Consider the following 19,865-nt stretch of genomic DNA (forward strand, 5'->3'; position numbering starts at 1 on the left):
TGCGAGACTGGACGCATGCCAGTGCTCGATCCGAATCCTCAGAACGGCCAGAAGAAGTTTCTCCTCGTCCTCGGGGCGATGCTTCTCATCGGGGTCGTCATCAGCGTCATCGCCACGATCGCCTCGCCCTCCTAGGGCCTCGCGCGAGCGAGGGTGGTGCTAGCCCCACCCTCCCCTAGGGGGCCAGGTTCAGGGTCGAGTGGGTGGGTCACCGGATGGGACCGCCGCCCGGCGGTCCGTAGGTTCTAGGTATTCAGTGCCGAGGACCCACGGAGGCGGACATGTCGGCCCGTACGCAACCCCCGACCCACCGCCCGGCCCCGGACAGCGTCGAGATCCGGCTGCCGTGGTGGGCCGTCGCGCTGCCCGCCGTCGCCTTCGCCGCCCTCCTCCTGCTGATCGTGGGACCGGGCCAGGCGCACGCCGCCACCGGGGATCCCGCGATCGGACGGCTGCTCGGGCGCATCCTGGAGCTGCTCACCGCCTGACCGCTCCCGGACGGACACGCACAGGTCACCCGGCGTCATTCACCCTCAACGGGGTAGCACGTCAACACCCTGCGCCCGGACACGCATTTCGTGCGAAGCTGAGGTGTATGAGCGCCGATACACCTCGCAGGATCGTCCTTCTCAGGCACGCAAAAGCGGAATGGTCGCAAGCGGCCGACCATGAGCGGCCCCTGGCCGAACGGGGACGGAAGGACGCCCCCGTCGCCGGCCGCAGGCTCGCCGATTCCGGCACCGTCTTCGATCTGGCTCTGTGTTCGACCGCCACCAGGACGCGCGAGACCTGGAAGCTCGCGGTCCACGAATTCCCGCAGCGCCCCAGGACCGTGTACGAGGAGAGGCTGTACGAGGCCTCCCTCGGAGAACTGATTGCGCTGTTCAACGAGACCCCGGACGATGTGCGGAATCTGCTGGTCATCGGCCACAATCCCGGCATGCACGGTGTGGCGGACGCGCTGTCCGGCCAGGCGGAGGGGGAGACCCTCGCCCGGATGACCAGGGACGGCTTCCCGACGGCCGCCTATGCCGTCGTCGAGTTCTCCGGATCCTGGAAGGGCCTGGAGCAGGGCGTGGGCAAGCTCGTCGAGTACTGGACGCCGAACGACTGAGCAGTACGTACGAAGGGGCCCCGGCACTGTCGATGTGCCGGGGCCCCTTCGTACGTACGCGTCCGGAGAGATCAGTCGACGAGGCCGTCGGCCGCCTCCACCTCCTCGCGGGTGATGCCGAGCAGATACAGGACCGTGTCCAGGAACGGGACGTTCACCGCTGTGTGCGCCGCCTCGCGTACGACCGGCTTGGCGTTGAACGCGACGCCGAGACCGGCCGTGTTCAGCATGTCCAGATCGTTCGCGCCGTCCCCGATCGCCACCGTCTGCGCCAGCGGCACCCCCGCCTGCTCGGCGAAGCTGCGCAGCAGCCGGGCCTTGCCCGCTCGGTCCACGATGTCGCCCACGACCCGGCCCGTGAGCTTGCCGTCGACGACCTCCAGCGTGTTGGCGGAGGCGAAGTCGAGCCCGAGACGTTCCTTGAGGTCGTCCGTGACCTGGGTGAATCCGCCCGAGACCACGCCGACTTGGTAACCGAGCCGCTTCAGCGTACGGATCAGGGTGCGGGCACCCGGGGTCAGCCGGACCTCGGTCCGCACCTTGTCCACCACCGACTCGTCGAGCCCCGCCAGCAACGCCACACGTGCGTGCAGCGACTGCTCGAAGTCGAGCTCGCCCCGCATCGCCTGCTCGGTCACCTCGGCGACCTTGTCCTCGCAGCCCGCATGGGCCGCGAAGAGCTCGATGACCTCGTCCTGGATGAGCGTCGAGTCCACGTCCATGACGACGAGCCGCTGCGCCCGGCGGCTGAGCCCGGCCGACACGACGGCGATGTCGACGCCGATTCCGGCGGCCTCGGTCGCCAGCGCGGTCCGCAGCTCCTCCGTCCCGGTGCCCGACACCGCGAACTCCACTGCGGTGACCGGGTACTTCGCCAGCCGGAAGATACGGTCGATGTTGCCGCCGGTCGACGTGATCCGAGCAGCTATGGCCGCTGTCGACTCCGCGGTCAGCGGGTGTCCCAGCACGGTCACATGGGAACGGCCGTCGCCACGGGGCCGGTTGTCACCCGTACCGGAGATGATCTCGGCCTGCAGCTTCAGCGACTCCGCCCAGCTGTGGACGGTCGCCCGGAGGTCGCCCTCGGTCGTACCGCCCGATGCCGGCGAGGTGACGAGCGCGCACAGGACGATGCGGCCCCGGGTGACCACCTGCTCGATGTCCACGACGTCGACGGAGTAGGCGGCCAGGGTGTCGAAGAGTCCGGCGGTGATGCCTGGACGGTCCTTCCCGAAGATCTTGACGAGAAGAGTGGGTTCGTCTGTGCCCTGAAGGGGCTCGGGGGGCTCAGGAGACCGGGGAGACTGAGGTGCGCTCATGGTGGTTCCACCGTATAGGTCCGGCGCACGGCCGCCGAAGCCCGTCCCGAGTGGCGGACAGCACCCCCGACCCGAGTGGCCGCACCGCCGTGCCGGCGCGGGCCGCCCCGGTTGCCATGCTCCGATGCGATATCTCCCGAGTCGGCCGAGGTGCCCCACAGGCCTACGCGCTGTCTTCACCCGCCCGGCTTTCCGTTCGGGGACTGCTCCTGGAATAGTTCCCCACGATGTTCAGCATCCCTAGACTCCCTGCAACGGGGGTAACTCGGGGGACAACTAGTGGGGCGCGGAGTGCCGGAACTCGTACTGGAATTGAATGGAAGGACCTGGACGCTCGATCCGTCCAGGTCGTACACCCTCGGACGCGATCCGCAGGGCGACCTGATGATCGACGACGCCAGGGTCTCCTGGCGGCATGCCACGATCAGCTGGGGTGGTCGCAGCTGGGTCATCGAGGACCACGGCAGCACCAACGGCACCTATGTGCAGGGCCATCGGATCCAGCGGATGGAGATCGGCCCCGGCTCGTCGGTGCACCTGGGCAACGCCACGGACGGGCCGCGGTTGAGCCTGACCGGCGCTGCCGCGGCTGCCGGAGTCCACAGCGGCCAGGCCGCGGCGGCGCAGCAGGCGCCCGCGCCCGTGCAGCCGCAGCAGCCCCCGCAGGGCGCGGCCGGCTGGCACGACCCCGCACAACAGCAGCAGCAGGCTGCCTGGCAGCAGCCGCAGCAGCCACAGGTCCCGCACCAGCAGGGCCTCGGGGTGCCCGGAGCGGGCGGTCCCGGCGGTGCCGCGGGGGCCCCGCCGGTGTACGGGGACCGGAGCCCGACCACGTTCCACCAGCTGGATCTCGGCCGGGTCATGCGCATCGGCCGTGCGCTGGAGAACGAGCTGGTCGTCTCCGACCTCCAGGTCTCGCGCCTCCACGCCGAATTCCGTGCGACGCCCGACGGCCGCTTCGAGATCCGCGACCTCGGATCCCACAACGGCACCTACGTCAACGGCCAGCCGCTCAGCAAGTCCGGCTCCGCGCTCATCGGCCCGAACGACATCGTCGGCGTCGGTCACTCGACCTTCCGGCTGGTCGGGGACCGGCTGGAAGAGTTCGTCGACACCGGTGAGGTCTCCTTCTCCGCCCGCCACCTCACGGTGACGGTCGACGGAGGGAAGGACATCCTCAAGGACGTCTCGTTCGGCGTTCCGGAGAAGTCCCTGATCGCCGTCATCGGCCCGTCCGGATCCGGTAAGTCCACCCTGCTCAAGGCGCTCACCGGCTACCGGCCCGCCAACCGGGGCGACGTCCTCTACGACAACCGGAACCTGTACAAGCAGTTCGCCGAGCTGCGGCAGCGCATCGGACTGGTCCCGCAGGACGACATCCTGCACAAGGAACTCACGGTCACCAGGGCTCTGCGGTACGCGGCCAAGCTGCGCTTCCCCGCGGACACCACCGAGGCCGAGCGCACCGCCCGGATCCACGAGGTCCTCGCCGAGCTCAAGCTCGACATCCACAAGGACAAGAAGATCACCTCGCTCTCCGGCGGCCAGCGCAAGCGCGTCTCGGTCGCCCTGGAGCTGCTGACCAAGCCGTCGCTGATCTTCCTGGACGAGCCGACCTCGGGCCTCGACCCGGGCATGGACCGCGACGTCATGCAGTTGCTGCGCGGGCTCGCCGACGACGGCCGTACGGTCCTCGTCGTCACGCACTCCGTGGCCGAGCTGGCCATCTGCGACAAGCTCCTGGTGATGGCCCCCGGCGGATCCGTGGCCTACTTCGGTCCGCCCGAGGAGGCGCTGAACTTCTTCGGCTACAGCACCTGGGCCGACGTCTTCTCCGCGTTCGAGAACTACCGCGACTACGACTGGGCGGGCCGCTGGCGCGGTTCGCAGCACTACCAGATGTACGCGGCGGACATCGACGCCGTCGCCGCGCAGCCCGTACACATGCCGCCGCCGCAGTCGATCCGGCCCCCCAAGCCCTCCGGCTGGGTGGCCCAGCTGTGGACGCTGATGCGCCGCTACATCTCGGTGATCGCGTCGGACAAGGGCTTCCTGCTCCTGATGGTGCTCCTGCCGGCGGTGCTCGGCGTGGTGAGCGTCGTCATCCCCGCGGAGTTCGGCCTGGCGGAGCCCGATCCGCCCTCCCGGTTCAACGGCAAGGCCGGGACGATCATGCTGATCCTCGCGGTCGGCATGTGCTTCGCCGCCGCGGCGAACTCCGTACGAGAGCTGATCAAGGAACGGGTGATCTACGAGCGGGAGCGGGCCACCGGTCTGTCCCGTTCCGCCTATCTGCTCTCCAAGGTGATCGTCCTCGGCGTGATCACCGCCTTCCAGGGCGTGATCATCTGCGGGATCGGGTTCTCCACCCGGAAGCTTCCGGACGAGGGCCTGTTCATGCCGCCCGCCGTGGAGATCTGCGTGTCGATCATCGTGCTCGGCTTCACGTCGATGATGTTCGGCCTGATGATCTCCGCGCTGGTGAAGACCGCCGAGAAGACCATGCCGCTGCTCGTCATGTTCGCGATCGTCCAGGTCGTCTTCACCGGAGTGCTCTTCCAGGTCTACGGTTCCCCGGGCCTGGAGCAGTTCGCCTGGCTGATGCCGTCGCGCTGGGCGGTGGCCGCAGCCGGTACCACGCTGGACATGGCCCATCTCATGCCGCCGTGGGACCCGAAGAAGCCGACCGACCTCGACCCGCTCTGGGAGCACTCGGCCGGCCAGTGGGGGGTCAACATCACGGTGATGCTCGTGATGAGCGCCGTCCTCTTCGTGGCGGTCTCGCGGATGCTGCGGCGCCACGAGCCCGAGGTGATGCGCAAGTAACGCGTCCGGCCCGACCGGGCCCGGAAACGCCCGAGGGCGGCAACCCCGTGGGGTGCCGCCCTTCGGCATGTGCCGGCCGGTCACGCGACGCTGCGGACCGGCGGGCCCTCAAATGCCAGGCCTGACTCGGTGCGTGGCTCAGTACGCGCTGTCGACGTTGTCGATCGAGCCGTACTTGTCCGCGGCGTAGTTGGCCGCAGCGGTGATGTTCGCGACCGGGTCGTACTGGTCGTGCTTGGTGCCGGGCACGTGGTAGAAGTCGAACGTCGGCTTGATGACCTGCAGCAGGCCCTTCGACGGGACGCCGTTGATGGCGTTGATGTCCCAGTCGTTGATGGCGCGCGGGTTACCGCTGGACTCGCGGATGATGTTGCGGTGCAGGCCCTCGTACGTGCCGGGGATGTTCTTCTTGTCCATGATCGCGAGAGCCTCGCGAATCCAGCCGTCCAGGTTGTTGGCGTAGACCGGCTTGCGGTCGGCGGCACGGCTGGCCTTCTTGGCGGAACGCTTCTTCGCGTCGGCCTTGGCCTTGGCGGCAGCCTTCTTCTTGGCTGCGGCGTCCTTCTTGGCCTCGGCGACGGCCTTGGCCTTCGCCTCGTTCTTCGCGGCTGCCTTCTTCTCGGCGGCCGCGGCCTGGGCCTTGGCGGAGTCGGCGGCCTTCACCAGCTGCGCGGCGGTGGAGTGCTGCTCGAGGATGCTGGACTGGACGCTCTGGGTCTGCGCGGCACCGGCGAAGGCGACCGGCGCACCGGATATGGCCTGCGGCTCGGTCGACGCCGAGGCGTTGTCCGGGACGAGGGAGAAAGCGAGAGCGGCGGCGGCCAGGGTGGAGACCCCCGCGACGGAGAGCTTCTGCGCCTTGTTCAGGCGACGGCTACGGCTGGAGATGCGGGACACGGACATACAGTCGTACCTCTTCGAATTGCAGGGGGTCCTCGGCGAGGACGCAGACGGAAGCGGCGGTGCGCATCTCCGTCGGGGACGAGTGCAATTCTTAGCGACCGCAAAACGGCCTGGCAAAGGTGTGACGTACGAAGCTGAGTAGTGGACCAGGGGGTCGTTCATACCTCCTTGTCCGGTTTGAGGCCCGGAGTATTGCCCGTTTTGCTCCAACTATTCATCTTCGTAAGTGACGTGGGCCCTATGCCTGGGCTCACATGGGGACCCCTTCGAGCTCACGAAACGTTGCTCCTGTAATGCGGAGTGTTAGCTTCCGGAACCCGGTAGGAGGAGGTGGACGTCCCCGAACTCGTGCCAGAGGTACCGATGCCGCAGGGCCTGGGTGTAACCGCGCTGCAGCACGGCCCGCCCGGCTATCGCCTCCAGCATCAGCAGGTGCGAGGCCTCCGGCTCGTGCAATCCGGTCAGCAGCCCGTCCACCACCCGCACGCCCCGCTGCGGCGTCACCACCAGGTCCGTCCAGCCCGAGGCGCCCCGCACCACTCCGTCCGCCCCCGCCGCCGATTCCAGGGCCCGCACCGCCGTCGTCCCCACGGCGACGACCCTGCCGCCACCCGCCCGCGCCGCATTGACCAGCCATGCCGTCGTACGCGGCACCGAGAACCGCTCCGGATAGGGCGGCTCGTGCACCTCGGCCGACGCCACCCCCGTATGAAGGGACAGCGGGGCGAACTGCACCCCCCGGCTCACCAGCGCCGCCACCAGCCCCGCGGTGAACGGCCTCGCCGCACTCGGCATCTCCGCCGACCCCGCCCCGTCGGGCGAGGGCACGGCGAACACCGTCTGGTACGCGGACAGCGGCTGGTCCCGCTCCGTGTACGCGTACCGGATCGGCCTTCCGTACCGGCCCAGCAGTCCGGGTACGTCCCGCGGCGCCCGTGCCCACCACAGCCGGGCGCCCGCAGGAGGCCCCAGCGGCTCGTCCAGCACCAGCGCGTTCCCGCCCGGCAGCCGCACAGCGGCTCCCGCCGGGCCGCCGGGGCGCGGCCGCGTGGTCCCGTTCCCGTCCGGGCTGCGCAGCTCCACCGCCCACCGGCCGTCCTCCCCGCGGGTCGAGAAGTGCACGACGACGCGCTCTCCGCCGACGCGCCCGCTCACGGCGGCCGCCAGCGTCGTCGACGTGTTCACCACGAGTACGTCCCCGGCCCGCAGCTCCCCGGGCAGGTCCCGGAACGCCCGGTGCGAGACCGCCGTACCCCGCGACACCAGCAGCCGCACGTCGTCACGCCCGGCACCCCGCTGCTCGGCCGGGACCCGGGCGGACAGCTCGGGGGGCACCCGCAGGGCATCCAGCGCCGTCATCGCTGCCCCCGGTCCGTCTCCTCCAGCAGGGCCGCGGCCGCATACCGCCCGCCGGCCGGCCGCCGCTCCAGCAGCCGGACGAACGCGGGCGCCACGCTCTCCGGACCCGGCCGCGGCTCCGTGTCCCCGGGCACCGCCGCCGTATAGAGGTCCGTCCCCATGTCGCCCGGATCCACGGCCCACACCCGCAGACCCGGTTCCTCCTCGCCCAGCACCGCGGCCAGCTGGTCGAGCGCGGCCTTGGACGCCCCGTAACCGCCCCACGTCGGATACGGCTCGGCAGCCGCGTCCGAGCTCACCGTCACCACCGCCCCCGCCGCCGATGCCCTCAGCAGCGGCAACGCCTCCTGCACCAGACCGAGCGCCGCCACCACATTCGTCTCCAGCGCCTCCCGCAGCCCGGCCAGGGGCAGCCCCTCCAGCCGTACGAGCGGTTCGGCACCGAGGGCGCTCGCATTGCTCACCAGTACATCCAGCCCGCCCAGCTCCCCGGCGGCGGCCACCAGGGCCTTGCGGTGCGCCCCGTCCGTGACATCCCCGGCGAGGGCGACCACCCGTGTCCCGTACAGACGGCCCAGCTCCTGCGCGGTCTCCCGCAGCGCCCCGGCCGTCCGGGCGTCCAGGACCAGGTCCCAGCCCCGCTGAGCAAGCGCCGCCCCCACCGCACGCCCCAGCCCCTTCGACGCACCTGTGATCATCGCGATCGGCATGGCAACCGTCCCCTCGAACCTCGTGAAGCTCCGACCACACCAACGTAGGAACACGGCCCCTGCCGCCGCCTCGTCCATGAGCCGCAGGGGCACAAGGCACTTCGGCCTAGTCCCGGAGCCCCATCCGACGGCCGTCCTCAGCCCGATACGGACGCCGGGGGCCCGCCGGTACGGTGAGGACATGAGTCATCGCCCACCGTCGGGCCTCGCCGCGGTGAGTGCCGCGCTGCTCGCCATGAGCCGGCACCTCGAAATGCGGGACGTCCTCAAGACGATCGTCGCCTCCGCCCGCGAACTGCTCGACGCCGAGTACGCGGCCCTGGGCGTCCCCGACGACCACGGGGGCTTCGCCCAGTTCGTCGTGGACGGGGTCAGCGACGAACAGTGGAAGGCCATCGGTCCGCTGCCCAGGCAGCACGGCATCCTCGCCGCGATGCTCCACGAGGCGAAGCCCGAGCGGCTCGCCGACGTCCGCAAGGACCCCCGCTTCGAAGGCTGGCCCGACGCCCACCCGGACATGTCCGACTTCCTGGGCCTGCCCATCCAGGACGGCGACGAGATCATCGGCGCACTCTTCCTCGCCAACAAGCGCTGCCCCAAGCCCGAGGGGAGCTGCGGCTTCACGGAGGAGGACGAGGAGCTCCTCGCGATCCTCGCCCAGCACGCGGCGATCGCGCTGGTCAACGCCAGACTGTACGAACGCAGCCGCGAGCTCACGATCGCCGAGGAGCGCTCGCGGCTCGCCCATGAGCTGCACGACGCGGTCAGCCAGAAGCTCTTCTCGCTCCGGCTGACCGCCCAGGCCGCCGCCGCGCTCGTCGACCGCGACCCCGCCCGCGCCAAGGGCGAGCTCCAGCAGGTCGCGGCCCTGGCCGCGGAAGCCGTGGACGAGCTGCGCGCGGCCGTCGTGGAGCTGCGCCCCGCCGCCCTGGACGAGGACGGTCTCGTCGCCACGCTGCGTACCCAGATCCAGGTGCTGGACCGGGCGCACAGTGCCCGGGTCACCTTCGAGAGCGCCGGAGTGCGGGCGATGCCCTCCGCCCAGGAGGAGGCGCTGCTCCGGGTCGCCCAGGAGGCCCTGCACAACGCCCTCCGCCACTCCGGCGCCGGACAGGTCGCCGTCACACTCAGCCGGCACACCTCCGCCACGGTGCTGCGGATCACCGACGACGGCCGCGGCTTCGACGCCCATGCCGTCCGGCACGCGGGCCGCCATCTGGGCCTCGTCTCGATGCGCCACCGGGCGGACAGTGTCGGGGGAAGGCTCACCGTTGCATCGGAGCCCGGCAAGGGCACCACGATCGAGATGGAGGTCCCCTGTGCCTGACAAGATCATCAGGGTGCTGCTGGTCGACGACCACCAGGTCGTCCGCCGGGGGCTGCGCACGTTCCTCGAGATCCAGGACGACATAGAGGTCGTCGGGGAAGCCTCCGACGGGGCCGAGGGAGTCGCCAGGACCGAGGAGCTCCGGCCCGATGTCGTCCTGATGGACATCAAGATGCCCGGTACGGACGGGATCGAGGCCCTGCGCAAGCTCAGGGAGCTGGGGAATCCCGCGAAGGTACTGATCGTCACCAGCTTCACCGAACAGCGCACGGTCGTTCCCGCCCTGCGCGCGGGCGCGTCCGGGTACGTGTACAAGGACGTCGACCCGGACGCGCTGGCCGGCGCCATCCGTTCGGTCCACGCAGGCCACGTCCTGCTCCAGCCGGAGGTCGCGGGCGCGCTCCTGGCCCAGGAGGACGCCGGCAGCGGTACGGGCCGGGGGAGCACCCTGACCGAACGGGAACGGGAAGTGCTCGGGCTGATCGCCGACGGCCGCTCCAACCGGGAGATCGCCCGGGCGCTGGTCCTGTCGGAGAAGACGGTCAAGACGCACGTGTCGAACATCCTGATGAAGCTCGATCTGTCGGACAGGACGCAGGCCGCACTCTGGGCCGTCCGGCACGGGGCGGCAGGCTGACGGGCCCGGGATCCGGGGGAGGGGAAGCGGACGGTTCCACTCCAGTCCGAGATTCATACTGTCGGGTGTACGTCACTCGAACGGCGCATCCTGTGCGGCGCCGAGGCGTTCTCCATGGCGTGCTGCGGCGGTCGGCCGCGGTGATACGAGGAGGATCCTGAAGTGAAGAACCTGAAGAAGGCCGCTGCCGTCACCATGATCGCCGGTGGACTCATCGCCGCCGGTGCCGGGGCTGCCTCCGCCACGGGCCACAACGGCGCCGGTGCTCACGGCGCGGCCGTGGGCTCCCCGGGCGTCGCCTCGGGCAACCTCGTCCAGGTCCCCGTGCACGTCCCGGTGAACGTGGTCGGCAACACGGTCAACGTGATCGGCCTGCTCAACCCCGCCTTCGGCAACCTCGGCCTGAACGGCTGATCCGCGCTGCCGTACCCCACCGCCGGACGGGCCTTTCGAGCCCGTCCGGCGGTTGCGCGCGGGGCGGCCACTTCCGTCCGGATCGGGCCGGGCCCCGCGAGCCCGTCATGATCCGAACGAGAGGCCCTAGCTAGCGCCCCCGCTCCTCCACATACGCGTTGTACGCCGCGACCTGCGCCCGCCGGGCCACCCGTTCCACCGGCCGCAGCGCCTCACCCCGAGCCGCGATCTCCGAGGAGCTCACTGCGCCGCCGTGCCCGTTCTCATGGGCCACCGAGATCAGCAGCCCCACCCGCTGGGCCAGTTCCAGCACCCGTACCGCCCGTGCCGGATACCCCGGAGCCAGCACCTCACGGCCCCGCTCCGCCCGTGCCCGGTACGCATCCACCGCGGCCTCGGCCACCGGTCCGGAACCGGCCACGTCCAGCCGGGACAGCACCGCCGTCGCATCCCGCAGGGCCTCCGCCAGCTCCCGCTCCGCCTCGCCCAGCGACGGCACATCGGCCGGCGGCGCCTCCCGCACCGGCAGACAGCGCCACACCACCTCGACGTGCACGTCCCCGGCAGGCCCCGCCTCACTCACCTCCGGCACGAGTCCGTACGGCGCCCCCGACGTGACCACCGCCTCCTCGGCGTCCAGCGCCCGCGCGTTGAAGTCCGGCGGCCCGCTGAGCCCCAGCGGATGCCCGGGCACCGGCAGCGCGACCCGGAACCCGGTCGCGCCGAGCCCCCTCAGCCGGCCGAGCGCCAGCGTGAGCCCGACAGGCCCCGCCTCACCCGGCAGGCCCTCGACGCGGTGCACCGCGTCCTCCCCGACAATCGCGAGCGCAGCGTCGTCCGGTGACACAAGTCCGGCCAAAAGTGCGTTTCCCCATGCGGCCAGCCGCCCTGAGCGTGGTTCCGAAAGCATGGGGACAGCCTAGGCAACCGCCCTAAGGGCTGGAGCACTCTTCGGGTGGCGTAGGTTTTCCCTGGGAGCTGTGCCCACAGGCACGCGACGATCTCGAGACTGCATGGGGAGACAACGCGCTCATGAGCGATGTACTGGAGCTGGTGGACGTATCCGTGGTCCGCGACGGACGCGCTCTGGTGGACGACGTCTCCTGGTCGGTCAAGGAGGGGGAGCGCTGGGTCATCCTCGGGCCGAACGGCGCAGGCAAGACCACGCTGCTCAACATTGCGTCCAGCTACCTCTTCCCGAGCACCGGCAAGGCCAGGATCCTCGGTGAGGAGCTCGGCGGCGTCGGCACCGACGTCTTCGAGCTCCGGCCCCGCATCGGGATCGCCGGCGTCGCGATGGCCGAGAAGCTTCCCAAGCGCCAGACCGTGCTGCAGACGGTACTCACCGCCGCGTACGGCATGACCGCCACCTGGCACGAGAACTACGAGGCCGTCGACGAGGAGCGCGCCCGCGCCTTCCTCGACCGGCTGGGCATGACCGACTACCTCGACCGCAAGTTCGGCACCCTCTCCGAGGGCGAGCGCAAGCGGACCCTGATCGCCCGCGCCATGATGACCGACCCCGAGCTGCTCCTGCTCGACGAGCCCGCCGCGGGCCTCGACCTCGGCGGCCGCGAGGACCTGGTCCGCCGCCTGGGCCGGCTCGCCCGTGACCAGTACGCCCCCTCCATGATCATGGTCACCCACCATGTCGAGGAGATCGCGCCCGGCTTCACCCACGTCCTGATGATCCGTCAGGGAAAGGTGCTCGCCGCAGGCCCGATGGAGACCGAGCTCAGCTCCCGCAACCTCTCCCTCTGCTTCGGCCTGCCGCTCGTCGTCGAGCACACCGGCGACCGCTACACCGCCCACGGACTCCCGCTCTCCTGAGGATCCGCACAACAGCCGTCCCCCGGCGCCCTGTCCGCGAGGGCACCTGCGGTCCTACGATGAACACGTGGAAATCGACGCGTGGGTATGGTGGTTGATCGGCGCCGTGGGACTGGGTATCCCTCTCGTCCTGACCGCGATGCCCGAGTTCGGGATGTTCGCCGTCGGAGCCGTGGCTGCGGCGGTCGTCGCCGCACTCGGCGGTGGCATCGTCGCCCAAGTGCTGGTCTTCGTCCTGGTTTCCGTGGCGCTGGTCGCGGTCGTACGCCCGATCGCCGCCAGGCATCGCGCCGGCCAGACCCACCACGCCACCGGCATCGACGCGCTGAAAGGCCGTCAAGCCGTCGTCCTGGAACGGGTGGACGGCAGCGGCGGCCGCATCAAGCTGGCCGGTGAGGTCTGGTCCGCGCGTACGCTCGACAGCGATCAGAGCTTCGAACCCGGACAACAGGTCGATGTCGTCGAGATCGACGGTGCAACGGCCGTCGTCATGTGAGCGAACCGGTCACGCGGCAGCCCGCAGTCTGCCAAACTCGAAGTCGATCATCATGAGAATGCAACCGTCATGAGCACTCGACCTCGATCATCGCGATCCGTCGGCAACCGAAGGGCACGAGGCACACGATGCAACCGATCATCATCGTCCTGATCATTCTGGTGGTGCTCGTCTTCATCGCCCTGATCAAGACGATCCAGGTCATCCCACAGGCCAGTGCCGCCATCGTGGAGCGCTTCGGCCGTTACACCCGCACCCTCAACGCCGGTCTGAACATCGTCGTCCCGTTCATCGACTCGATCCGCAACCGGATCGACCTCCGCGAACAGGTCGTTCCCTTCCCGCCCCAGCCGGTGATCACCCAGGACAACCTGGTGGTCAACATCGACACCGTCATCTACTACCAGGTGACCGACGCCCGCGCCGCGACCTACGAGGTCGCCAGCTACATCCAGGCGATCGAGCAGCTCACCGTCACCACCCTCCGCAACATCATCGGCGGCATGGACCTCGAACGGACCCTGACCTCCCGCGAGGAGATCAACGCGGCCCTGCGCGGAGTCCTCGACGAAGCCACCGGCAAGTGGGGCATCCGCGTCAACCGCGTCGAGCTCAAGGCCATCGAACCGCCCACCTCCATCCAGGACTCGATGGAGAAGCAGATGCGCGCCGACCGCGACAAGCGCGCCGCGATCCTCACCGCGGAAGGCATCAGGCAGTCCGCCATCCTCACCGCGGAGGGCGAGAAGCAGTCCGCGATCCTGCGCGCCGAAGGTGAGGCCAAGGCGTCCGCCCTGCGCGCCGAAGGCGAGTCCCAGGCCATTCGTACGGTCTTCGAGGCCATCCACGCCGGAGACCCCGACCAGAAGCTGCTCTCCTACCAGTACCTCCAGATGCTTCCGAAGATCGCCGAGGGCGACGCCAACAAGCTCTGGATCGTGCCCAGCGAGATCGGCGACGCGCTCAAGGGCCTCAGCGGCGCCTTCGGCAACCTCGGCAGCGGCGCCCCCGGCTTCAGTACGGGACCGGAGCGCCGCGAGCAGCCCCCGGTCGACTGACCGCGAAAGACCTTCGTGCATGATCAGTGAGGCCCCTCGACCTTCATGGCGGGGAGGCGTCACTGACCATCGAAGGGGATGGCCTTGTCCATCTGGGAAATTCTCGCGGTCTTCGCGGCCGGAGTCGGCGCGGGCACGATCAACACGATCGTCGGCTCAGGCACGTTGATCACCTTCCCCGTCCTGCTCGCCACCGGCCTGCCGCCGGTCACCGCCACCGTCTCCAACGCCCTCGGTCTCATCCCGGGCTCGATCAGCGGTGCCATCGGCTACCGGGCCGAACTCGCAGGCCAGCGCCGCCGCATCATCAAGCTGAGCATCGGCGCACTCATCGGCGGCCTCACCGGCGCCACACTCCTGCTGGCCCTGCCCTCCACGGCGTTCGAGACGATCGTCCCGGTCCTGGTGGCACTCGCCCTCGTACTGGTCATCCTGCAGCCCCGCATCAGCAAGGCCGTCCAGCGCCGCCGCGCACACACGGGTGCCCCCGCCCACCCCGACGGCGGGCCGCTCCTGTTCACGGGACTGATGCTCGCCAGCGTCTACGGCGGCTACTTCACGGCGGCCCAGGGCATCATCTACCTCTCCCTGATGGGCATGCTGCTCGACGACACGATGCAGCGCCTCAACGCCGTCAAGAACGTACTCGCCGCCGTCGTCAACAGCGTCGCGGCACTCTTCTTCCTCTTCGTCGCGGACTTCGACTGGACGGCCGTCGTCCTCATCGCCGTGGGGTCGGCGATCGGCGGCCAGATAGGCGCCAAGGTCGGCCGCAAGCTCAGCCCGGGCTTCCTGCGCGCCCTCATCGTCGTCGTCGGCACCGCGGCGATCGTCCAGCTGCTGCTCCGCTGACGGAAACGCCCGCCTCCCGGGGGAGACGGGCTTCCGTGAACCTCGCGGGCTACGCCGCGGACCGCGCCAGCCACTCCGGCAGCACCGACCGGTCACCGGCCCCGAGCGCGAGCAGCATCGCGTCCGCGGGCGAGGGGACGAACGGCTTCCGGAGCAGTGGCATGTCCGCCTGCTCCGGCGTCCGGGCCGCCTTGCGGTGGTTGTCCTCGGCGCACGAGGCCACGGTGTTCAGCCAGGTGTCCTGACCCCCCTGGGCACGCGGCACCACGTGGTCGACGGTGCTGGCCCGTCGTCCGCAGTACGCGCACCGGTGCTGGTCCCGTATGAGCACACCCCTTCTGGACCACGGGGCGTGTCTTCGGAAGGGCACCCGTACGTACCGGCAGAGCCTGATCACCACGGGCACCGGGATGTCGACGGCCGCACCACGCATACGGAGTCCAGGGTGCGACTGCTCGACGACAGCCTTGTCCTGCAGGATCAGCACCACCGCGCGGTTGAGTGTCACCGTCGACAGCGGCTCGAAGCTCGCGTTGAGCACCAGTGTGTCCCGCATCCTGCCCACCTCCCGTGTGCCGGCCGCCTCCTGGCTGGCCCGGATCAACTCTGGCCGGGCGAGCCGTGATGGACAACGCAATAAAAAATGCCCTGCCCTGATCTCTCCAAGACCAGGGCAGGGCAAACAGGAGGCGAACCCTCAGCTTTCGGGAGACGTGTACTCACCGATCAGCTGGGCCCGTCCCAGGGTGTGGAACCGCAGATTGAATCCCACCACGGCAGGCGAGGCGTCACTGTCCGGTCCGAGCTTCTCGCTGTCCACCGCGTACACGGTGAAGACATAGCGGTGGTTCTCGCCAGCCGGCGGCGCGGCACCTCCGAAGTCCTTCGACCCGTAGTCGTTCCGGGCCTGGACGGCGCCCGCAGGCAGCCCGTCGAACGTGCCGCTCCCCGCGCCGGCCGGGAGTTCCGTGACCGAAGCCGGGATGTCGAAGACCACCCAGTGCCAGAACCCGCTGCCCGTCGGGGCGTCCGGGTCGAAACACGTCACGGCGAAGCTCTTCGTCCCCGCGGGGAAGCCCTCCCACCGCAACTGCGGCGAAGTGTTGCCCGCTGCGAACACCTGCGCGTCCGCCAGCACGGCTCCCGGCGCGAGGTCCTTGCTCACCACGGTGAACGGGGGGACCTCGGGATGGAAGTCGTGCGGCAACGGCGCCCTCTTCGGCTCGGTCACGTCAGCACCTCTCGTGGTCGGCTGTGAAGTCTCTCCCCACCGACCCTAGAGCCCGTCAGAGCCAGTTGCGCTGTCCGCCGACCTGGGCGAGCCACTGGTTGAGGTACGCGGCCCAGTCCGTGCCCTGGAAGTCGTTGTGGCCGACCTTGAACGCGCGGTAGGAGTCGCTGCCCTCGCTGAAGAGACCCGGCTTCTTGTCCATCTCCAGCACGACGTCCATCTCGCGGTCGTCGGCGACGAACGTCAGCTCGACCTGGTTGAGCCCGCGGTACTGCTGCGGCGGGACGAACTCGATCTCCTGGTAGAACGGCAGACGCTGGCGCGTGCCACGGATGTGGCCGCGCTCCATGTCCGCGCTGCGGAAACCGAAGCCGAGCTGCGCGAAGGCGTCCAGGATGGCCTGCTGAGCAGGCAGGGGGTGCACATTGATCGGGTCCAGGTCACCCGAGTCCAGGGCACGGGCGATCTCCAGCTCCGTGGTCACCCCGATGTTCATGCCGCGCAGGTGCTGTCCGGCGAACGTCGTGATCGGGGTCTCCCAAGGGATCTCGAGCCCGAACGGCACGACGTGAACGGCGCCCGCCTTGACCTCGAAGGCACCGCCGAGACGCAGCTTGGTGAACTCGATGTCCTGCTTGGTCTCCTGGTCCGCGCCCTCGACCTCGACCCGGGCCTGCAGACCGACCGAAAGTCCCTCGATCTGCTGGTCGACGGAACCGCCCTGGATCCGCACCTCGCCCTGAACGACCCCGCCGGGGACGACGTTGAGTTCGGTGAGCTCGGTTTCCACCGAAGCACCGCCGGCACCCATGCTCGCGAGCAACCGCTTGAAGCCCATGATTTTCCTCCTTGGTCCTGACCCCTACATACGCGTCACGACCGTAGCCGGTTCCCGGAGCCGCGATCCCAGTACCCTCGGACGCCATGAACGAGGGCATGGACCGTACGCCGCTGACGCGGGACTTCTTCGACCGTCCGGTCCTCGACGTGGCCCCCGACCTACTGGGCCGCGTACTCGTCCGCGCCGGTGAGGACGGCCCCATCGAGCTGCGGCTGACCGAGGTGGAGGCGTACGCGGGCGAGATCGATCCCGGCTCCCACGCCTTCCGCGGTCCCACACCACGCAACAGCGTGATGTTCGGCCCGCCGGGCCATTCGTACGTCTACTTCACGTACGGGATGTGGCACTGCCTCAACCTGGTGTGCGGCCCGGAGGGTACGGCGAGCGGTGTCCTGCTCCGGGCCGGCGAGATCGGCGTGGGTGCCGAGTTGGCCCGCAAACGTCGGTTCTCGGCCCGCCATGACAGAGAACTGGCCAAAGGGCCGGCGCGCCTGGCCACTGCCCTCGGAGTCGACCGGACGCTCAACGGCAGCGATGTCGTCGAAGGACCGCGCCGCCCCCTGTCCTTGCTGCGTGGCACCCCGCCACTCCGTGACCAGGTGCGAAGCGGCCCGCGCACCGGGGTGGGCGGGGACGGTTCCCATCAGCCGTGGCGCTTCTGGATCGACGGCGACCCCACGGTGAGCCCCTACAGAGCCCATGCGCCACGCCGCCGCACAACTTGACTCGCCCCTGCCCGTTGCCTAATGTAGTCCGAGCCGCTTGAACGGATGCAGTTGTTGTTGGCACGGTCCATCGGACCGGGTCGGAGCATCGGGAGAGGGCCAACCACTACCTACGATTCGCCCTGACGGGCGCAATTTAGGCATGCCGAAATTTGCTCCACGACTCGATTATGAGTCACCACGGAAATCGGCTAGCGTAGTGAACACGCCGAAAGGCAAAGGCCAGTCCACAGGCCACCGGAATCAAATTCGGACCGGAAACGGAACGAAAAAGAGTCTGGTAAAGTTGGAATCGCCGGAAAGGGAAACGCGAAAGCGAAGAACTGGAAAGCGGCCCCGCTTCGACAGGGAATCGGACACGAAAGAGTCTGATAGAGTCGGAAACGCAAGAACGAAGGGAAGCGCCCGGAGGGCCCCGGTGAAACGGGACCGAAGGAAGCGTCCGTTCCTTGAGAACTCAACAGCGTGCCAAAAGTCAACGCCAAATTTGTTGATACCCCGGCCCACTTCGGTGGGTTGGTGGTTCCTTTGAAGTCCTACTGGCCCATGTGGCGGGTAGGCAACATCAGCGAGGACGCTGTGGATGACCAGCCCTATTCCGGTTGGTTGTCCCGCTCTTTTATGGTGCTCTCCCGATTACGGGAAAACATTCATGGAGAGTTTGATCCTGGCTCAGGACGAACGCTGGCGGCGTGCTTAACACATGCAAGTCGAACGATGAAGCCCTTCGGGGTGGATTAGTGGCGAACGGGTGAGTAACACGTGGGCAATCTGCCCTTCACTCTGGGACAAGCCCTGGAAACGGGGTCTAATACCGGATAACACTCTGTCCTGCATGGGACGGGGTTAAAAGCTCCGGCGGTGAAGGATGAGCCCGCGGCCTATCAGCTTGTTGGTGGGGTAATGGCCTACCAAGGCGACGACGGGTAGCCGGCCTGAGAGGGCGACCGGCCACACTGGGACTGAGACACGGCCCAGACTCCTACGGGAGGCAGCAGTGGGGAATATTGCACAATGGGCGAAAGCCTGATGCAGCGACGCCGCGTGAGGGATGACGGCCTTCGGGTTGTAAACCTCTTTCAGCAGGGAAGAAGCGCAAGTGACGGTACCTGCAGAAGAAGCACCGGCTAACTACGTGCCAGCAGCCGCGGTAATACGTAGGGTGCGAGCGTTGTCCGGAATTATTGGGCGTAAAGAGCTCGTAGGCGGCTTGTCACGTCGGATGTGAAAGCTCGGGGCTTAACCCCGAGTCTGCATTCGATACGGGCTAGCTAGAGTGTGGTAGGGGAGATCGGAATTCCTGGTGTAGCGGTGAAATGCGCAGATATCAGGAGGAACACCGGTGGCGAAGGCGGGTCTCTGGGCCATTACTGACGCTGAGGAGCGAAAGCGTGGGGAGCGAACAGGATTAGATACCCTGGTAGTCCACGCCGTAAACGTTGGGAACTAGGTGTTGGCGACATTCCACGTCGTCGGTGCCGCAGCTAACGCATTAAGTTCCCCGCCTGGGGAGTACGGCCGCAAGGCTAAAACTCAAAGGAATTGACGGGGGCCCGCACAAGCAGCGGAGCATGTGGCTTAATTCGACGCAACGCGAAGAACCTTACCAAGGCTTGACATATACTGGAAAGCATCAGAGATGGTGCCCCCCTTGTGGTCGGTATACAGGTGGTGCATGGCTGTCGTCAGCTCGTGTCGTGAGATGTTGGGTTAAGTCCCGCAACGAGCGCAACCCTTGTTCTGTGTTGCCAGCATGCCCTTCGGGGTGATGGGGACTCACAGGAGACTGCCGGGGTCAACTCGGAGGAAGGTGGGGACGACGTCAAGTCATCATGCCCCTTATGTCTTGGGCTGCACACGTGCTACAATGGCCGGTACAATGAGCTGCGATGCCGCGAGGCGGAGCGAATCTCAAAAAGCCGGTCTCAGTTCGGATTGGGGTCTGCAACTCGACCCCATGAAGTCGGAGTTGCTAGTAATCGCAGATCAGCATTGCTGCGGTGAATACGTTCCCGGGCCTTGTACACACCGCCCGTCACGTCACGAAAGTCGGTAACACCCGAAGCCGGTGGCCCAACCCCTTGTGGGAGGGAGCTGTCGAAGGTGGGACTGGCGATTGGGACGAAGTCGTAACAAGGTAGCCGTACCGGAAGGTGCGGCTGGATCACCTCCTTTCTAAGGAGCATCTAGATTCTCTTCGGGGAATCCAGAGACCATTTCGTC

The 19,865-nt window shown here is 68.3% G+C and carries 20 protein-coding genes and 1 rRNA gene; 13 read left to right on the top strand and 8 right to left on the bottom strand.

The window, feature by feature from the left end; genetic code table 11:
- Positions 1-15: 15 nt before the first annotated feature.
- From OG257_RS29640 to OG257_RS29650, 3 genes are all read left to right on the top strand, one after another.
- Positions 16-135 carry an SGM_5486 family transporter-associated protein gene (locus OG257_RS29640; protein ID WP_329212505.1) on the top strand — a complete coding sequence of 40 codons (120 nt, stop codon included), beginning with the start codon at positions 16-18 and terminating at the stop codon, positions 133-135.
- Between the two features lie 146 nt (positions 136-281).
- Complete coding sequence (locus OG257_RS29645) at positions 282-488, top strand: hypothetical protein (RefSeq protein ID WP_329212507.1); 207 nt, start codon at positions 282-284, stop codon at positions 486-488.
- Positions 489-595: 107 nt separating this feature from the next.
- Entirely contained in the window at positions 596-1,114 is a 519-nt protein-coding gene (locus tag OG257_RS29650; RefSeq protein ID WP_329212509.1) for a SixA phosphatase family protein, read from the top strand.
- Positions 1,115-1,185: 71 nt separating this feature from the next.
- On the opposite strand, the gene serB is transcribed toward OG257_RS29650, so the two are convergent.
- Positions 1,186-2,433, bottom strand: a complete 1,248-nt coding sequence (gene serB / locus OG257_RS29655) for a phosphoserine phosphatase SerB (RefSeq protein WP_329212511.1) — start codon at positions 2,431-2,433, stop codon at positions 1,186-1,188.
- Positions 2,434-2,712: 279 nt separating this feature from the next.
- On the opposite strand from serB, the gene OG257_RS29660 reads away from it, so the two are divergent.
- Positions 2,713-5,259: an ABC transporter ATP-binding protein/permease gene (locus OG257_RS29660; RefSeq protein ID WP_329212514.1), complete on the top strand. Its 2,547-nt coding sequence runs from the start codon at positions 2,713-2,715 to the stop codon at positions 5,257-5,259.
- Between the two features lie 138 nt (positions 5,260-5,397).
- On the opposite strand, the gene OG257_RS29665 is transcribed toward OG257_RS29660, so the two are convergent.
- From OG257_RS29665 to OG257_RS29675, 3 genes are all read right to left on the bottom strand, one after another.
- The gene (locus OG257_RS29665; RefSeq protein WP_329212516.1) at positions 5,398-6,162 is read right to left on the bottom strand and encodes a transglycosylase SLT domain-containing protein; all 765 of its coding nucleotides are present in this window, start codon (positions 6,160-6,162) and stop codon (positions 5,398-5,400) included.
- 303 nt (positions 6,163-6,465) lie between these two features.
- Positions 6,466-7,521 carry an S-adenosylmethionine:tRNA ribosyltransferase-isomerase gene (locus tag OG257_RS29670; RefSeq protein WP_329212518.1) on the bottom strand — a complete coding sequence of 352 codons (1,056 nt, stop codon included), beginning with the start codon at positions 7,519-7,521 and terminating at the stop codon, positions 6,466-6,468.
- Positions 7,518-8,231, bottom strand: coding sequence for an SDR family NAD(P)-dependent oxidoreductase (locus tag OG257_RS29675; protein WP_329212520.1), 714 nt, complete (start codon positions 8,229-8,231; stop codon positions 7,518-7,520). The genes OG257_RS29670 and OG257_RS29675 overlap by 4 nt, the downstream gene beginning before the upstream one ends.
- 181 nt (positions 8,232-8,412) lie before the next feature.
- Here OG257_RS29675 and OG257_RS29680 point away from each other — a divergent pair, with 181 nt between their 5' ends.
- The 3 genes from OG257_RS29680 to OG257_RS29690 all read left to right on the top strand — a co-directional run bounded on the left by OG257_RS29680 (position 8,413) and on the right by OG257_RS29690 (position 10,609).
- Positions 8,413-9,558, top strand: coding sequence for a GAF domain-containing sensor histidine kinase (locus tag OG257_RS29680; protein WP_329212522.1), 1,146 nt, complete (start codon positions 8,413-8,415; stop codon positions 9,556-9,558).
- Positions 9,551-10,195, top strand: coding sequence for a response regulator transcription factor (locus OG257_RS29685; RefSeq protein WP_329212524.1), 645 nt, complete (start codon positions 9,551-9,553; stop codon positions 10,193-10,195). The genes OG257_RS29680 and OG257_RS29685 overlap by 8 nt, the downstream gene beginning before the upstream one ends.
- 162 nt (positions 10,196-10,357) lie before the next feature.
- The gene (locus tag OG257_RS29690) at positions 10,358-10,609 is read left to right on the top strand and encodes a chaplin family protein (protein WP_329212526.1); all 252 of its coding nucleotides are present in this window, start codon (positions 10,358-10,360) and stop codon (positions 10,607-10,609) included.
- Between the two features lie 130 nt (positions 10,610-10,739).
- On the opposite strand, the gene OG257_RS29695 is transcribed toward OG257_RS29690, so the two are convergent.
- Positions 10,740-11,519: a hypothetical protein gene (locus OG257_RS29695; protein WP_329212528.1), complete on the bottom strand. Its 780-nt coding sequence runs from the start codon at positions 11,517-11,519 to the stop codon at positions 10,740-10,742.
- Positions 11,520-11,641: 122 nt separating this feature from the next.
- On the opposite strand from OG257_RS29695, the gene OG257_RS29700 reads away from it, so the two are divergent.
- The 4 genes from OG257_RS29700 (at position 11,642) to OG257_RS29715 (ending at position 14,845) form a co-directional block, all read left to right on the top strand.
- Positions 11,642-12,439, top strand: a complete 798-nt coding sequence (locus OG257_RS29700; protein ID WP_329212530.1) for an ABC transporter ATP-binding protein — start codon at positions 11,642-11,644, stop codon at positions 12,437-12,439.
- 67 nt (positions 12,440-12,506) lie between these two features.
- Positions 12,507-12,935 (top strand): NfeD family protein, encoded by a 429-nt coding sequence (locus OG257_RS29705; RefSeq protein ID WP_329212532.1) that lies wholly within the window; start codon positions 12,507-12,509, stop codon positions 12,933-12,935.
- A 128-nt stretch (positions 12,936-13,063) separates the two neighbouring features.
- Positions 13,064-13,993, top strand: coding sequence for an SPFH domain-containing protein (locus OG257_RS29710; protein WP_329212534.1), 930 nt, complete (start codon positions 13,064-13,066; stop codon positions 13,991-13,993).
- Positions 13,994-14,077: 84 nt separating this feature from the next.
- Entirely contained in the window at positions 14,078-14,845 is a 768-nt protein-coding gene (locus tag OG257_RS29715) for a sulfite exporter TauE/SafE family protein (protein ID WP_329212536.1), read from the top strand.
- Between the two features lie 49 nt (positions 14,846-14,894).
- On the opposite strand, the gene OG257_RS29720 is transcribed toward OG257_RS29715, so the two are convergent.
- From OG257_RS29720 to OG257_RS29730, 3 genes are all read right to left on the bottom strand, one after another.
- Positions 14,895-15,401 carry an HNH endonuclease gene (locus OG257_RS29720; RefSeq protein WP_329212538.1) on the bottom strand — a complete coding sequence of 169 codons (507 nt, stop codon included), beginning with the start codon at positions 15,399-15,401 and terminating at the stop codon, positions 14,895-14,897.
- A 141-nt stretch (positions 15,402-15,542) separates the two neighbouring features.
- Complete coding sequence (locus tag OG257_RS29725) at positions 15,543-16,076, bottom strand: YbhB/YbcL family Raf kinase inhibitor-like protein (RefSeq protein WP_329212540.1); 534 nt, start codon at positions 16,074-16,076, stop codon at positions 15,543-15,545.
- Positions 16,077-16,131: 55 nt separating this feature from the next.
- Positions 16,132-16,914, bottom strand: coding sequence for a sporulation protein (locus OG257_RS29730; protein ID WP_329212542.1), 783 nt, complete (start codon positions 16,912-16,914; stop codon positions 16,132-16,134).
- 86 nt (positions 16,915-17,000) lie between these two features.
- On the opposite strand from OG257_RS29730, the gene OG257_RS29735 reads away from it, so the two are divergent.
- Together OG257_RS29735 and OG257_RS29740 are read left to right on the top strand one after the other, a co-directional pair.
- Positions 17,001-17,642, top strand: coding sequence for a DNA-3-methyladenine glycosylase (locus tag OG257_RS29735; RefSeq protein WP_329212544.1), 642 nt, complete (start codon positions 17,001-17,003; stop codon positions 17,640-17,642).
- Positions 17,643-18,291: 649 nt separating this feature from the next.
- Positions 18,292-19,817, top strand: a 16S ribosomal RNA gene (locus OG257_RS29740).
- The last annotated feature ends 48 nt before the right edge of the window (positions 19,818-19,865 follow it).

The sequence above is a fragment of the Streptomyces sp. NBC_00683 genome, from assembly GCF_036226745.1.
GTDB lineage: Bacteria > Actinomycetota > Actinomycetes > Streptomycetales > Streptomycetaceae > Streptomyces.